Raw genomic sequence first — 14,927 nt, forward strand, 5'->3', positions numbered from 1 at the left:
GCGGCTTGCGCCTTGCATCCCATCCCACACCAGGGCGCGCGCCAGCGCGGGGACTTGTTCAGCGTTGCCCCAGGCAAGCTCGCTCCCGCCTGGCGGTACAGGCCGCAGGCCGAAGGGTGCGGCAGTGAACGCGCTGGCCTCGCGCGTCGATGCGGCGTGGGCCGTGCTGCGCACGGTGCCCGACCCGGAGGTGCCGGCGATATCGGTCTGCGACCTGGGCATCGTGCGTGACGTGATCGAGCACGGTGACGGCCTGGAGATCGTGCTCACGCCCACCTACTCCGGCTGCCCCGCCACCGAAACCATCGAGCACGACGTGCTCGCCGCCATCGAGCAGGCCGGCCTGGGCCGTGCCCGCGCCACGCTGCGCCGCGCGCCCGCATGGTCGAGCGACTGGATCAGCGAGGAGGGCCGCGCCAAGCTCAAGGCCTACGGCATCGCCCCGCCCGGCCACCTGAACGCGGAGCACGCCGCCGGCACCGCCCAGCCGATCAAGCTCTTCGGCCGTATCGCGGGCGAGCGCATCGCCTGCCCGCGCTGCGCGAGCGAGCGTACCGAGCGCCTGTCGGCCTTCGGCTCCACCGCCTGCAAGGCGCTGTACCGCTGCATGGCCTGCCGCGAACCCTTCGAACACTTCAAGACCATCTGAGCGATGAGCACTCTCTTCCATCCCCTGCGCGTGAAGGCCATCGAGCCCGACACTGACGAGGCCGTCATCGTTACCTTCGAAGTCCCCACCGACCTGCGGGAAGCGTTCGGCTTCACGCAAGGCCAGTACCTCACGCTTCGCAAGAACATCGACGGCCAGGACCTGCGCCGCTCGTACTCGATCTGCGCCGGCCTCGACGACGGCGAACTGCGCGTCGGCGTGCGCAAGGTGCGGGGCGGCGTGTTCTCCAACTGGATCAACGCCAGCCTGCAACCCGGCGACACCCTGCAGGTGATGGCGCCGCAGGGCCGCTTCTTCGTGCCGATCGAGCCTGCCTCGGCGCGGCACCACGTCGGCATCGCGGGCGGCAGCGGCATCACGCCGATCCTGTCTATCATGAAGACGGTGCTGGCGCGCGAGCCCGTAAGCCGCTTCACGCTGATCTACGGCAACCGCCAGCTTCAGTCCACGATGTTCAAGGAGGAAATCGAGGACCTGAAGAACCGTTACATGACCCGGCTCGTGCTGCAGCACGTGTTCTCCGACGAGCACACCGACTCCCCGCTGGGCTTCGGCGTGATGAACCGGGAGAAGATCGGCGAGTTCCTGCAGACGCTGGTGCCGGCCGCGGGCATAGACCATGCCTACGTGTGCGGCCCGTTCCAGATGAACGACGAGGCCCAGGCCGCACTGCTGGCCGCAGGGGTGCCCGAGGAACGCATCCACGTCGAGCGCTTCGGCGTGGCGCTGGCCTCGGCCACGCAGGTCGGCGCGGTGGTGCACCAGGCCCAGCCCGGGGACGCCAGGCAGTCGCGCGTCACCATCGTGCGCGACGGCCTGCAGCGCGAGATCGCCTACACCGAAGGCCAGCCCAGCATCCTCGACGCGGCGTCGGCGGCCGGGCTCGAAGTGCCGTTTTCCTGCACCTCGGGCGTCTGCGGCACCTGCCGCGCCAAGCTCATGGAGGGGGAAGTCCGAATGGAACGCAACTTCGCGCTCGACAAGAATGAGGTCGCCGCCGGCTTCGTGCTGACCTGCCAGGCGCACCCGCTCACCGAACGCGTTACGCTGTCCTTCGACGAGCGTTGATGGATACTTCAGCCCTCAACTATTTTTCAACCAGGAGACAGACCCGATGAAATTCTTCAAGCCCTTCCTGATCGCCGCGCTGTGCGCCAGCGCCGCCGCGGCCTGGGCCGACGTCAACGTCGGCGTCACCATCTCGGCCACCGGCCCGGCGGCCTCGCTCGGCATCCCCGAGAAGAACACCATCTCGCTCATGCCCAAGATGATCGCCGGGCAGAAGATCAACTACATCGTGCTCGACGACGCCTCCGACACGACCGCGGCGGTCAACAACACGCGCAAGCTCATCGCCGAGAACAAGGTCGACGTGATCCTGGGCTCGACCACCACGCCGGCCTCCCTCGCCATGATCGACGTGGCCAGCGAGGCGCAGACGCCGATGATCTCGGTGGCGGCGTCGGCCCGCATCATCGAGCCGATGGACGCCAAGAAGAGGTGGGTGTTCAAGACGCCGCAGAACGACATCATGATGTCCCTGGCCATCGCCGAGCACATGGCCGCCAACGGTGTGAAGACGGTGGCCTTCATCGGTTTTTCCGACGCCTACGGCGAAGGCTGGTCGCAGGAATTCGCCAAGGCCGCCGACCTGAAGAAGATCAGGATCGTGGCCAACGAGCGCTATGCGCGCACCGACACCTCGGTGACCGGCCAGGCCCTGAAGATCATGGCCGCCAAGCCCGACGCGGTCCTGGTCGCCGGCTCCGGCACGCCGGCCGCGCTGCCGCAGAAGACGCTGAAGGAGCGCGGCTACACCGGCAAGATGTACCAGACCCACGGCGTGGCCAACGCCGACTTCCTGCGCGTGGGCGGCAAGGACGTGGAGGGCACCTTCCTGCCCGCCGGGCCGGTGCTGGTGGCCGAGCAACTGCCGGCCAGCAACCCGGTGAAGAAGTCCGCGCTGGCCTACGTCACCGCGTATGAGGCCGCCTACGGCAAGGGCACGGTCTCGACCTTCGGCGCGCACGCCTGGGACGCCGGCCTGCTGATGAGTTCGGCCGTACCGGTCGCGCTGAAGAAGGCCCAGCCGGGCACGCCCGAATTCCGCGCCGCGCTGCGCGACGCGCTGGAGCAGACCACCGACGTGGCCGGCGCGCACGGCGTCTTCAGCATGACCCCGACCGACCACCTGGGCCTGGACCAGCGCGCCCGCGTGATGGTGAAGATCGAGAACGGGGCCTGGAAGTACCAGCCTTAGGCTCGCCCGCAGGCTCCGCGCACTTCGTGTCGCTTCTCCCACCCCCTGCCGGGGGCAACACCTGCGGCCCGGCAAAGCCGGTTCCGCGGTGTTCTCGATCTGACTAGCGGGCGCCGCCCGAAGGCTGCTTTTATATGGATTCGCAGATTGCCCTGCTGCTGGGGCAGGACGGCATCGTCAACGGTGCCGTCTATGGTTTGATGGCGCTCGCGCTGGTGTTGGTGTTTTCGGTCACGCGCGTGATCTTCATCCCGCAGGGCGAGTTCGTCGCCTTCGGCGCGCTCTCCATGGTCATGCTGCAGGCCGGCCGCGTGCCTTCCACGCTGTGGCTGCTGCTGGCGCTGGCCGTGGCGGCGCTGCTGGCGGAAATCTGGCGTTACAAACGCGGCGCGGTGGTCGACTGGACCGCCGCGCTCGCATGGTGCGTTGTGCTGCCCGCGGTAGCCGCTGCATTGGTGCTGCTGCTCAAGCCCACGTCGATGATCGGCCAGACGCTCACCACGCTGGCACTGATCATGCCGCTGGGCCCGCTGCTCTACCGCCTGGCCTACCGGCCGCTGGCGGATGCCAGCGTGCTGATGCTGCTGATCGTCTCGGTTGCGCTGCACGGCGTGCTGGTCGGCCTGGGCCTGCTGTTCTTCGGTGCCGAAGGATCGCGCAGCCAGCCGTTCTCCGAGGCGCGCCTGGACATCGGCGGCATTCCGGTCAGCGGGCAGTCGCTGGTGGTGGTCGGCGTCACGCTGCTGCTGGTGCTTGCCATGTTCCTGTTCTTCGGCCGCTCGATGATCGGCAAGGCCTTGCGCGCCACCGCCATCAACCGCGTGGGCGCGCGGCTCTCCGGCATTCCGACCGAACTGTCGGGCGACCTGAGCTTCGCGCTGGCCGCGCTCATCGGCGCCGTGTCGGGCCTGCTGATCGCACCTATCACCACGGTCTATTACGACACCGGCTTCCTGATCGGCCTCAAGGGCTTCGTGGCCGCCATCATCGGCGGGCTGGCGAGCTACCCGCTGGCACTGGCCGGTGCGCTGCTGGTCGGCCAGCTCGAAGCCTTCGCCTCGTTCTGGGCCAGCCCGTTCAAGGAGGTGCTGGTCTTCACCCTGATCATCCCCGTGCTGTGGTGGCGTTCGCTCAACAGCCACCATGTGGAGGACGAGGAATGAACACGCCTTCTTCGACCGATCCCGCCGTCGCGCCGCTGCCCCAGGGCAAGCCGCTGATCACGCCGCGCCTGCTCACCCTGGTGCTGGTGGCGCTGTTCGCGCTGGCCTGGGGTTTCCTGCCCGAATTCACGGTCTCCGTGCTCGGCAACATCGGCCTGTACTCGCTGGTCGCGGCCGGGCTGGTGATGCTCACCGGTGTGGGTGGCATGACCTCGTTCGGCCAGGCCGCATTCGTCGGCATGGGCGCCTACGCCACCGCCTGGGTCTGCACCTCGCCCACCGTCGCCGCGTGGCTGGGCGGCCTGCTCGGCCCCGGGCTGCTGCCCTGGGCCGGCCTGCTGCTCGGGCTGCTGTTCACCTTCGCGCTGGCGTGGGTGCTCGGCGCGGTCACGGTCAAGCTCTCGGGCCACTACCTGCCGCTGTGCACCATCGCCTGGGGCCTGGGCCTCTACTACCTGCTGGGCAACATGCAGTTCCTGGGCGGCCAGACCGGCATCACCGGCATACCGCCGCTGGTGATCGCGGGCGTGTCGCTCGCCACGCCGCGCGCACTCGGCGTGGTGATCTGGGCGGTGCTGCTGATGGCGCTGTGGGCGCTGCACAATCTGCTCGATTCGCGCGAAGGCCGGGCCATCCGCGCGCTCAAGGGCGGACGGCTGATGGCCGAGTCCATGGGCGTGGACACCGCGCGCCACCGCATCAAGCTATTCGTGCTGGCGGCGCTGCTCGCGGCCACCTCGGGCTGGCTCTATGCCCACATGCAGCGCTTCGTGAACCCCACGCCGTTCAACCTCAACATCGGCATCGAGATGCTGTTCATGGCGGTGGTCGGTGGCGCGGGCCACCTGTGGGGCGCGGTGCTGGGGGCCACGCTGATCACCCTGCTCAAGGAGAAGCTGCAGGACCTGTTGCCCGCGTTGCTGGGCACCAGCGGCAACTTCGAGGTGATCGTGTTCGGCCTGCTGATGCTGTTCGTGCTGCAGCGCTTCTCGGACGGCCTGTGGCCCACGCTGGCGCGCATCACGCGCCGCTGGGTGCGCGAAGACGCGGCGTCGGGAAAACCGGCTGCCGCGTCGAAGTCGCCTGGTGTGCAGCTCGCGCAGCGCATCCTGCCCGCCAGGGGCGAACTGCTGCTGCAGGCCAGCGAGGTGAGCCGGCGGTTCGGCGGCCTCCTCGCCAACAACGCCATCTCGATGACGCTCAAGGCCGGCGAGATCCATGCGCTGATCGGCCCCAATGGCGCCGGCAAGAGCACCTTCTTCAACATGATCTCGGGAGTGGACGACCCTAGCTCGGGCGAAGTGAAGCTGGCAGGCCAGGCCATGGCCGGCCAACCCTCGCGCGCCTTCGCCGCGCTGGGCCTGGGCCGCACCTTCCAGCACGTGCGCCTGCTGGGCCAGCGCAGCGTGCTCGAGAACGTCGCGCTCGGCGCCCACCTGCGCGCCAGGCGCGGCTGGCTGGCGGCCATGCTGCGGCTCGACCGCGCCGAAGAAGCCGCGCTCATGGCCGAAGCCCGCCGCCAGATCGAACGCTGCGGCCTCGGCGCTCACGCCGACACGCCGGCCGCGGCGCTCTCGCTCGGCCAGCAGCGCGTGGTCGAGATCGCTCGCGCCCTGGCGGGCCAACCCTCGGTGCTGCTGCTCGACGAACCCGCCGCCGGGCTGCGGCACCTGGAAAAGCGCGCCCTCTCGGTGCTGCTGGGCCAGTTGCGCGCCGAAGGCCTGGGCATCCTCGTGGTGGAGCACGACATGGAATTCGTGATGAACCTGGCCGACCGCGTCACGGTGCTCGAGTTCGGCACCGTCATCGCCACCGGCACGCCCGCCGAGGTGCAGGCCAACCCGCGCGTGCTGGAGGCCTATCTGGGCGGGGCCGACGACGAACTGCTGGAGGACGCACGATGAACGTTGCAGTGCCGCCCCACGATGCGACGGCCCCCTCGGCCGGCAGCGCCGCAAGCCAGGTGGCCAGCGGCGGGACAGGGGGCCGCCATCCCCTGCTTCAACTGGAAGGCTTCTGCGTCGCCTACCGCACCGTCGAGGCGGTGCACAGCGTGCGCCTGAGCGTGAACGAGGGCGAGATCGTCACCGTCATCGGCCCGAACGGCGCCGGCAAGACCACGCTGCTGTGCGCGGCCATGGGCCTGCTGCCTTCCTCCGGCGAGCTGATGCTGAACGGCGAGCGCATCGCGCGCCCCGGCGTCGAGACCATGGTCGCGCGCGGCGTGGCGCTGGTGCCCGAGCGGCGCGAGCTGTTCGGCGAGATGTCGGTCGAAGACAACCTGCTGCTCGGCGGCTTCTACCAGTGGCGCAAGGGCCGGCGCGACCAGCGCGCGCGCATGGACGAGATCTTCGGGATATTCCCGCGCCTGAAGGAGCGCCGCCCGCAGATGGCCTCCACGCTCTCGGGCGGCGAGCGCCAGATGCTGGCCATCGGCCGTGCGCTCATGGCCCGCCCGCGCCTGCTGATGCTCGACGAGCCCTCGCTCGGCCTGGCGCCGCTGGTGGTGCGCGAGGTGCTGCGCGTGGTGTCGCAGCTACGCAGCCACGGCGTCTCGGTGCTGCTGGTGGAGCAGAACGCCCGCGCCGCGCTGCAGGTGGCCGACCGCGCCTACGTGCTCGAGATGGGCGCCGTGGCGCTCGAAGGCCAGGCGCGCGAGCTGCTGTACGACCAGCGCATCATCGATACCTACCTCGGCATCGGCAAGAAAGAGTGACCTGAATTCCTCCCTCCCCCGCTGGGGGAGGGCCGGGGTGGGGGCATGCGGCGACCGACAAGGCACTGCGCCGAACCGATGCCGCTTGCCCCATCCCCGCCTTCCCCCAAAAGGGCAAGGAGCAAGACCGACATCGCGAAAGGACATCGCCCATGACCACCCCCCTCCAAAGCTACATCGCCGGCCGCTGGATCGGCCAGCAGGCCGCACAGCCACTGCACAGCGCCGTCAACGGCCGCCAGGTGGCCGCCACGCATGCCGAGGCCATCGACTTCGCAGAGGCCCTGCAATACGCGCGCCGCACCGGCATCCCCGCGCTGATGGCGCTCGACTTCCAGCAGCGCGCCGAGCGCCTGAAGGCCCTGGCCAAGTACCTCGCCGCCAACAAGGAAGCCCTCTACACCCTTTCGGCCCACACCGGCGCCACGCGCGCCGACAGCTGGATAGACATCGAAGGCGGCGCCGGCACGCTCAGCGCCTATGCCGCCATCGGCACCAACGAACTGCCCTCGGGCAACCTGCTGCACGAAGGCCCGGCCTTCCCGCTCGGCAAGAAGGGCGTCTTCGCGGGCACGCACATCCTGGTGCCGCGCGGTGGCGTGGCGGTGCACATCGACGCGTTCAACTTCCCCGTCTGGGGTCTGCTCGAGAAGTTCGCGCCCAGCTTCCTCGCGGGCATGCCCTGCATCGGCAAGCCGGCCACGTCCACCAGCTACCTGACGGAGGCGCTGGTGCGGCTCATCGTGCAGTCGGGCATTCTGCCCGCGGGCAGCCTGCAACTGGTCATCGGCGGCACCGGCGACCTGCTCGACCGGCTCGAAGGGCCCGACGTGGTCACCTTCACCGGCTCGGCCGACACCGCCGCCCGGCTGCGCGTGCACCCGAACATCGTGCGCCAGTCGATCCCGTTCAACGCCGAGGCCGACTCGCTCAACTGCGCCATCCTCGCGCCCGACGTCACGCCCGACGACGAAGAGTTCGATCTCTTTGTTAAGGAAGTGACGCGCGAAATGACCACCAAGGCCGGTCAGAAGTGCACCGCCATCCGCCGCGCCATCGTGCCGCGCCAGTGCCTCGACGCGGTGGCCGAGCGGCTGCGCGCGCGGCTGGCCAAGACCGTGGTCGGCGACCCCTCGCGCGAGGACGTGCGCATGGGCGCCCTGGCCTCGCGCGCGCAGCAGGCCGACGTGGCCGAGCGCGTGGCCACGCTGCTGCAGGGCGCCGAACTGGTCTACGGCGCGCGCGACGGCTTCGCGCCGGTGGGCGAGGGCGTGGGCGAAGGCGCCTTCTTCGCGCCCACGCTGCTGCTGAGCCGCAAGCCGCTGGAGCACGACGCCGCGCACGACGTCGAGGCCTTCGGCCCGGTCAGCACGCTGATGCCCTACGACGGCATCGACGAGGCCCTGGCGCTCGCCGCGCGCGGCCGTGGCAGCCTGGTCGGCACCCTGGTCACACGCAGCCCGGCCATCGCCGCCAGGGCGATTCCGGTCGCTGCCGCATGGCACGGCCGCCTGCTGGTGCTCGACCGTGAAGCCGCCGCCGAATCGACCGGCCACGGCTCGCCGCTGCCGCAGCTCAAGCACGGCGGCCCGGGGCGCGCCGGCGGCGGTGAAGAGCTCGGCGGCCTGCGCGCCGTCAAGCACTACCTGCAGCGCAGCGCATTGCAGGGCTCGCCCACCATGCTGGCTGCCATCACCGGCGAGCATGTGCGCGGCGCCGCCGTGCGCGAGAGCGAAGTGCATCCGTTCCGCCGCCATTTCGAAGACCTGCAGGTCGGCGACTCGCTGCTCACCCACCGCCGCACCGTCGGCGAGGCCGACATCGTCGCCTTCGGCGGCATCTCGGGCGACTACTTCTACATGCACTTCGACGACGTGGCGGCCAAACAGTCGCCCTTCGGCAAGCGCATCGCGCACGGCTACTTCGTGCTGTCGGCGGCGGCCGGCCTGTTCGTCTCGCCCTCGCCCGGCCCGGTGCTCGCCAACTACGGCCTGGACACGCTGCGCTTCACCAGGCCCGTGGGCATCGGCGACACCATCCAGGCGCGCCTGACCTGCAAGCGCAAGATCGACCGCAACAAGAAGGACGCCAGCGGCCAGGGCCAGGGCGTGGTGGCCTGGGACGTCGAGGTCACCAACCAGGACGGCGAACTGGTCGCCAGCTACGACATCCTCACGCTGGTCTCCAAGAAGCCGGAGGCGGCGCGCTGAGGACGGTGTGCGTCCTCGTGGGCGAGACTGCGCCAGCGTTCGTGCGCAAATTGACCTTGCCCCTGGAATCCGCATCCCATAGCCGAGTCACGAATTGGCTTGCTTCGCCCGAGCGGCAAGCCAGTCTTGCTCGAACCAAGGCTCAGTTGTTCAGCATCGATGTCCTGATCAACATGGCGGCGGCCGGCCTGCACGTCAATGTACGGATCGAGGGATACGCGTAGACCCGTCTCATGCTCTTGTAGATGACGCGGGGGCATCGGTGCCCCGCTCGCTTTGGGGACTGCAGCGAGTTCCCCGGCAACTGATCACTTCCTCCAAGAATCTCTCTTCGGCGGGGAAATGGGTGTGGAATAATAATTGTTCTTATTTATAAGCCCGATCCCGCGCGGGTGCCCCCAATTTCCTGAAGGCTCCATGTCCATCGCCGAGTCCGCTTTGGAGCAGAACATTGCCCACTTCTATGGCGCCCACCACGGCTGGCTTCGCGCCTGGCTGCGCAAGAAGCTGGGCTGCCCGCACAACGCGGCCGACGTGGCGCAGGACACTTTCGTGCGCATCATGGCCTCGCGCGATGCTTTGTTCGGCATCCGCGAGCCTCGGGCCTACCTCACCACCACCGCCCAGAGGCTGCTGGTGGACCGCGCACGCCGCCAGGCGCTGGAGCAGGCCTATCTCGCCGAACTGGCGCTGAGCGCCGACGCCTGCGAAGGCGCACCGTCACCCGAGCAGACCCTCATGGCGGTGCAGGCCCTGGCGCAGATCAGCGCGGCGCTCGACGCCGTGCCAGCCAGGGCGAGGGAGGCCTTCCTGCGGCACTATCTCGACGGCGACACCCACGCTGCCATTGCCAGCCACCTGGGTGTCTCGACCCGCATGGTGCAGAAGTACCTGGTGCAGGCGCTGCTGCAATGCCGCAGGCATCGCGATGGCAGCGCGCTGGAGGCAGGCTTTACATGAGCGCGCAGGCAGGGTTGGCGCACGCGGCCAGCGATCCGGCCGGTGACGCCATCGCCGAGCAGGCGGCCACCTGGATCGTGCGGCTCAGCGCCGACGACGCCGCCGAGCGCGAACAGGCGCGCTCGGGCTTCGACGCCTGGCAGCGCGCCGATCCGCGCCATGCGCAAGAGGCCGCCCGGCTGCAGGACTTCATCGACCTGGTGCAGGGCGCGCGCGAAAACGCGGGCCGCAACCCCAGGCCGGCCCGCGCGGCGCTGGACGCGGCCAATGCGGCGCCGCGCCGGCGCGGCACGGCCCGGCGCTTGGGTACCGCTCTGGCGTTGGCCTGCCTGTTGGCGGTGCCGGCCTGGCTCACCCTGCAGGTCTACCCCTGGTCCTACCTGAGCGCCGATCTGCGGACCGTAGCCGGACAGTGGCAGACACACACGCTGGCCGACGGTTCCCGCATCACCCTCAACAGCGACAGCGCCGTGAACCTGCGCTTCAATGCGCAGCGCCGGGTGCTCGAACTGGTGCAGGGCGAGGTGCTGGTGGACGTGGCCCCGGATGCGGCGCGGCCGTTCGTGGTGCAGACGGCGCACGCCAGCATGCAGGCCCTGGGCACGCGCTTCGTGGTGCGGCGCGATGCCGATGCAACGCTGCTGACCATGCTGGAGTCGCGCGTCGCCGTGCGGAGCGCCGCGCAGCGCTCGGCGCACAGCGCGGACGCGAGCATCGTGCGTGCCGGCCAACGGGTGCGCATTGCGCCGCAGGGGCTGGATGCGGTCCAGGCCGTCGATGCGCGCACCGTTGCCCAGGCCTGGTCGTCGCACCAGTTGGTGGTCGACAACCAGCCCCTGACCGAGGTGCTCGATGAACTGGGCCGCCACCGCCGCGGTGCCATCGTCTACGAGCGCGCACGGCTCGAAGGCATTCGGGTCGCGGCCGTGCTGCCGCTGGACGACACCGACCGCGCCCTTCAGTTGCTGGTCGACAGCCTGCCGATCCGGGTGCGCAGCCTCACCGCCTACCTGCTGTGGGTCGACGCCGCGCCGGCATCCGAAAAATAGTTCGCTCAGAAGGTTCCACTTTTCCGTTCCTGGCCGTCAATGCCAGGTAGACGACGAAAACGACCAGCCAGGCATCGGGTCCGCCACCGGAGCGACGCAGCAGTAGCCAGTCCCAGTTTTGTCACATCGCCCTCTGCCAGGGCATTGCAACGACAACGGACAGGAACCGAGCACCCATGCCGACCCGGTATCTCCCCGCGCTGTGCCAGCGCGCCCGCCTGAGCCCCTTGGCGCTGGCGATTCCATTGGCCTTCGCCGGCGCCATGAGCGCGGCGCTGCCGCAGCACGCCCGCGCGCACGCCGCCGCGGGACTCTCCTTCGACATTCCCGCCGGGCCGCTGGCCGACGCCCTGAACCGCTTCGCGCTACAGGCCGGCGTGTCCATCGTGGTGGACGCGGCCCGCATCCAGGGCCTGCGCGCCCCCGCGCTCCAGGGTCGCATGGGGGTGGAGGAGGGGTTCGGCCGCCTGCTGCACGGCAGCGGCTACCAGATCGCTCGATCGGGCGCGGGCTACCTGCTGGTCGCGGCGCCGGCCGCCGGTGGCGCTGCGCCTGCCGCGCCCCAGGCCGGCGCCACGCTGCAAACGGTGACCGTCACCGGCATCGGCCCGGCCTGTTCGGGCGAGTGCCCGGCCAGCTACCGGGCCGAGAACACCACCAGCGCGAGCCGCCTGCCGGTGCCCTCGCGCGACATCGCCCAGACGGTGGACGTGGTCACGCAGGCCTCGCTGCGCGACCGCGGCGCTGGCACGCTGCAGCAGGCGCTGGCGTACACGCCCGGCATCGAGCCCAACCCCGGCGAAGGCACGCGCGATCAGTTCGTCATCCGGGGCTTCTCGGCCATTGCCGACACCTACGTCGACGGCATGCGCGACAGCGCCCAGCTCTTTCGCGACACCTTCAACCTGGAGCAGGTCGAAGTCGTCAAGGGCCCGATCGGCGTGCTGTACGGCCGCGGCTCCTCGGGCGGCATGATCAACCTGGTCACCAAGAAGCCGCTGCCCTTCGCCAGCCGCGAAGTCGCGGCCACCTACGGCTCGTTCAACAGCCAGCGCGTCAGCGCCGACATCAACCAGCCCATCAGCGACGACTGGCAGATCCGTTTCAACGCCTTCGCCGACAACGCCGGCTCGTTCCGGGACGCTGTTTTTTCGCGGCAGCGCGGCCTGGCGCTGGCCAGCGCCTGGACGCTCAGCCCCAGGCTGTCGGCGCACCTCGACCTCACCCATGCCACCGATGACCGTGTCTTCGACGGCGGCATTCCCGGCCTGAACGGCGCGCCGGCCCCGGTGCCGCGCGGCACCTACTACGGCGCGCTCAACCCCGACCCATCCGACCGTGGCAACAGCGAATCCAGCGCTGCGCAATTCATGGTGCGCTGGGCCGTGATGCCCTCTGTGGAACTGCAGAACACCCTGAGGCTCGGCAAGTTCAGCCTCGACCGGCGCCAGACCGCGATCGACCGGCTGATCCTCACCACCCCCACGCCCACCCTGCGCATGAACCGCAGCAACTTCGCAAATGACGAGAAGAACGCCATCAACAAGACTGAGTTGACCAAGTCGCTCGATGCCGGCGGCATGAACCACCTGCTGCTGCTGGGCCTGGAACTCTCCAGGAGCGAACGCGACTCGGTCTCGCGCGGCGGCACGCTCACGGCCGCGAACGACCTGCCGGTCTTCAACCCGGTGCTCAAGCCCGTGCCGGCCGAGGGCGGAAGAATCCGGCGCGACGGCATCTACACCACCCACACCACGTCGTTCTACGCGCAGGACCTGATCACCTTCAGCCGCCAGTGGAAGGGCCTGCTCGGCATTCGCAGCGACCGCCTGCAACGCGACTTCTCCAACCGCGCGGGCCTTGACTTCGGGCGCAACGACAACTTCACCAGCCCGCGCCTGGGCCTGGTCTACCAGCCCACCCAGAGCCAGTCGTACTTCCTCTCCGCGAGCCGCTCCTACCAGCCCGGCGGCAACACCGGCCAGGTCGATCCGGGCAACGTGATCTACCCGGCCGAGATCACCACCAACCTCGAAATCGGCGGCAAGCTCACCGTGCTGGCCGGGCTCGACCTGAGCGTGAGCGCCTTCCGCACGGTCAAGGACAACGTCCCCACGCGCGATCCCGGCAATCCCAACGGCCCCGACCTGCTGATCGGCGAGGTCACCAGCCGCGGCCTCGAACTGGCACTGGCCGGCGACATCGGCCAGGGCTGGAGCGTGCAGGGCGGCGCCACCCTGACCGACGCCTTCGTCTCCCGGTCGAACAACACGGTGGCCCCCGCCATCACGCCCACGCCGCCGGCCACGCCCGCCGTGGGCAAGAAGGCGGCCAACACCCCACGCACCAGCGCCAGCCTGTGGGCCATGAAGCGCATCGACGCGCACTGGCGCGCCGGCGTCGGCGTCATCCACAAGGCCCGGACCTATGCCTCCACCACCAACGCCGTGGTGCTGCCGGCCTTCACCACGCTCGACGCCTCGCTGCACTACGACGCCAAACCCTGGCTCCTCTCGCTGCTGGTCAGGAACGTCACCAACACCATGTACTACCAGTCGGCGTCCAACGACCTCGGCATCCTGCCGGGCGCGCCGCGCAGCGTGGCGCTGAGCGCGCGCTACAGCTTCTAGAGGCGCCCCGATGCAAGCGCTCAAGCCTGTCTTCGTCCTCACCGCCCGGCTCATCGGCGCCATCGCCGGCGGCTATGCCATCACCGCCGCGCTGATGCTGCTGATCAGCCGCCTCGCGCACCTGGCCGGGGCCACGCGCAGCGATGCCGTGATGCTCTCGGTGCTGCTCGGCTTCGTGCTGTATGGCGTGGTGCTGATCTGGGCCTTCTCCGTGCGGCGACTGGCGCCGCTGTGGGGCCTCAGCGCGCTGGCGGTGGTCGCCATCGCGCTGCTGACCCGTGCCTGAAAGAACCATGACTTATGCACCCAACTAAGACGACTCGACACGCGCTACGCGCCGCACGGCCCCTGCCAGCGGACACCGCGGAACTGGCTCTGCCAGGCCGCTGGTGTCGCCCCTGCAAGGGGGGGCGAGGGCGAAGCGGAGCCTGGAGGTGAGCCGATGAAGTCGAATTTCCGCATATCCATGGCCTGGCTGCACACCTGGGCCGGCGTCGTCCTCGGCGCGCTGCTGTTCGTCATCTTCTGGATGGGCTCGCTCGCCGTGTTCGACCGCGAGATCGACCGCTGGATGATGCCCATGACCCGCCTGCACGCGGCGCAGCGGCAGCCCCCGGCCTCCCTCGACCGCGACATCCGCCCGATCCTGGAATCCAGGATCGACGACGCCACCGCATGGTCGATCCTGTTGCCCACCGAGCGCAACCCGTTCTTCCTGCTGCAGTACGGCGACGAGGGCCGCAAGCCGGTCCGCCTGCGCGTCGACCCGCAGACCCTCCAGGAACTGCCCGACGCCCAGACCCTGGGCGCCACGCGCTTCATTCACCCGTTCCACTACAACCTCACCCTGCGCTACCAGTCCATCGGCGCCTGGCTGGTCGGCTTTGCCGGCATGGCCATGCTGTGCCTGCTGGTGTCCGGCGTCGTCATCCACCGCAAGATCTTCAAGGAGTTTTTCACCTTCCGGTCGAAGAAGAACTTCCAGCGCAGCACGCTCGACCTGCACAACCTCACCGGCGTGCTGGTGCTGCCGTTCCACCTGCTAATCACCCTCTCCGGCCTGCTGGTGGCCTTCGCGCTCTACCTGCCGTTCGCGCACCAGGCGCTGTACCCGGACTGTCTCTTATACACATCTAAAAAAGGGTTTTTGGGGGGGGGGGGGGGGGGGGGGGGGGGGGGGGGGGGGGGGGGGGGGGGGGGGGGGGGGGGGGGGGGGGGGGGGGGGGGGGGGGGGGGGGGGGGGGGGGGGGGGGGGGGGGGGGGGGGGGG

The 14,927-nt window shown here is 69.6% G+C and carries 12 protein-coding genes; all 12 read left to right on the forward strand.

All coding sequences use genetic code 11. From position 1 onward, the window contains the following. Window positions 1-124 precede the first annotated feature (124 nt). Window positions 125-649, forward strand: coding sequence for a 1,2-phenylacetyl-CoA epoxidase subunit PaaD (gene paaD / locus JHD63_RS12000; RefSeq protein WP_198970981.1), 525 nt, complete (start codon window positions 125-127; stop codon window positions 647-649). Window positions 650-652: 3 nt separating this feature from the next. Next, window positions 653-1,738 (forward strand): 1,2-phenylacetyl-CoA epoxidase subunit PaaE, encoded by a 1,086-nt coding sequence (gene paaE / locus JHD63_RS12005; RefSeq protein ID WP_198970982.1) that lies wholly within the window; start codon window positions 653-655, stop codon window positions 1,736-1,738. A gap of 46 nt (window positions 1,739-1,784) precedes the next feature. Then, window positions 1,785-2,930, forward strand: coding sequence for an ABC transporter substrate-binding protein (locus JHD63_RS12010; RefSeq protein ID WP_198970983.1), 1,146 nt, complete (start codon window positions 1,785-1,787; stop codon window positions 2,928-2,930). 134 nt (window positions 2,931-3,064) lie between these two features. Next, the gene (locus tag JHD63_RS12015; protein ID WP_198970984.1) at window positions 3,065-4,093 is read left to right on the forward strand and encodes a branched-chain amino acid ABC transporter permease; all 1,029 of its coding nucleotides are present in this window, start codon (window positions 3,065-3,067) and stop codon (window positions 4,091-4,093) included. Further along, window positions 4,090-5,997: a branched-chain amino acid ABC transporter ATP-binding protein/permease gene (locus tag JHD63_RS12020; protein WP_198970985.1), complete on the forward strand. Its 1,908-nt coding sequence runs from the start codon at window positions 4,090-4,092 to the stop codon at window positions 5,995-5,997. The genes JHD63_RS12015 and JHD63_RS12020 overlap by 4 nt, the downstream gene beginning before the upstream one ends. Then, window positions 5,994-6,809: an ABC transporter ATP-binding protein gene (locus tag JHD63_RS12025; protein WP_233168014.1), complete on the forward strand. Its 816-nt coding sequence runs from the start codon at window positions 5,994-5,996 to the stop codon at window positions 6,807-6,809. The genes JHD63_RS12020 and JHD63_RS12025 overlap by 4 nt, the downstream gene beginning before the upstream one ends. A 152-nt stretch (window positions 6,810-6,961) precedes the next feature. Further along, on the forward strand, window positions 6,962-9,019 hold the full coding sequence (paaZ, locus tag JHD63_RS12030) for a phenylacetic acid degradation bifunctional protein PaaZ (protein ID WP_198970986.1): 2,058 nt from the start codon (window positions 6,962-6,964) through the stop codon (window positions 9,017-9,019). A 417-nt stretch (window positions 9,020-9,436) separates the two neighbouring features. Then, on the forward strand, window positions 9,437-9,979 hold the full coding sequence (locus JHD63_RS12035) for a sigma-70 family RNA polymerase sigma factor (protein WP_198970987.1): 543 nt from the start codon (window positions 9,437-9,439) through the stop codon (window positions 9,977-9,979). Beyond that, window positions 9,976-11,028, forward strand: coding sequence for a FecR family protein (locus tag JHD63_RS12040; RefSeq protein WP_198970988.1), 1,053 nt, complete (start codon window positions 9,976-9,978; stop codon window positions 11,026-11,028). The genes JHD63_RS12035 and JHD63_RS12040 overlap by 4 nt, the downstream gene beginning before the upstream one ends. A 176-nt stretch (window positions 11,029-11,204) precedes the next feature. Next, window positions 11,205-13,658: a TonB-dependent siderophore receptor gene (locus JHD63_RS12045; protein ID WP_198970989.1), complete on the forward strand. Its 2,454-nt coding sequence runs from the start codon at window positions 11,205-11,207 to the stop codon at window positions 13,656-13,658. 10 nt (window positions 13,659-13,668) lie between these two features. After that, a complete protein-coding gene (locus tag JHD63_RS12050; protein ID WP_198970990.1) occupies window positions 13,669-13,944 on the forward strand; it encodes an iron transporter in 276 nt (91 codons plus the stop codon). A 156-nt stretch (window positions 13,945-14,100) separates the two neighbouring features. Next, window positions 14,101-14,927: PepSY-associated TM helix domain-containing protein (locus JHD63_RS12055; protein WP_198970991.1), on the forward strand; the 827-nt coding region annotated here is incomplete at its 3' end.

It is taken from the genome of Xylophilus sp. ASV27 (genome assembly GCF_016428875.1).
Classification (GTDB): domain Bacteria; phylum Pseudomonadota; class Gammaproteobacteria; order Burkholderiales; family Burkholderiaceae_C; genus Xylophilus.

Coding starts and splice junctions, on each gene's coding strand:
- paaE (WP_198970982.1), top strand. CDS start 653: ATGAGCACTCTCTTCCATCCCCTGCGCGTGAAGGCCATCGAGCCCGAC.
- JHD63_RS12010 (WP_198970983.1), top strand. CDS start 1,785: ATGAAATTCTTCAAGCCCTTCCTGATCGCCGCGCTGTGCGCCAGCGCC.
- JHD63_RS12015 (WP_198970984.1), top strand. CDS start 3,065: ATGGATTCGCAGATTGCCCTGCTGCTGGGGCAGGACGGCATCGTCAAC.
- JHD63_RS12020 (WP_198970985.1), top strand. CDS start 4,090: ATGAACACGCCTTCTTCGACCGATCCCGCCGTCGCGCCGCTGCCCCAG.
- JHD63_RS12025 (WP_233168014.1), top strand. CDS start 5,994: ATGAACGTTGCAGTGCCGCCCCACGATGCGACGGCCCCCTCGGCCGGC.
- paaZ (WP_198970986.1), top strand. CDS start 6,962: ATGACCACCCCCCTCCAAAGCTACATCGCCGGCCGCTGGATCGGCCAG.
- JHD63_RS12035 (WP_198970987.1), top strand. CDS start 9,437: ATGTCCATCGCCGAGTCCGCTTTGGAGCAGAACATTGCCCACTTCTAT.
- JHD63_RS12040 (WP_198970988.1), top strand. CDS start 9,976: ATGAGCGCGCAGGCAGGGTTGGCGCACGCGGCCAGCGATCCGGCCGGT.
- JHD63_RS12045 (WP_198970989.1), top strand. CDS start 11,205: ATGCCGACCCGGTATCTCCCCGCGCTGTGCCAGCGCGCCCGCCTGAGC.
- JHD63_RS12050 (WP_198970990.1), top strand. CDS start 13,669: ATGCAAGCGCTCAAGCCTGTCTTCGTCCTCACCGCCCGGCTCATCGGC.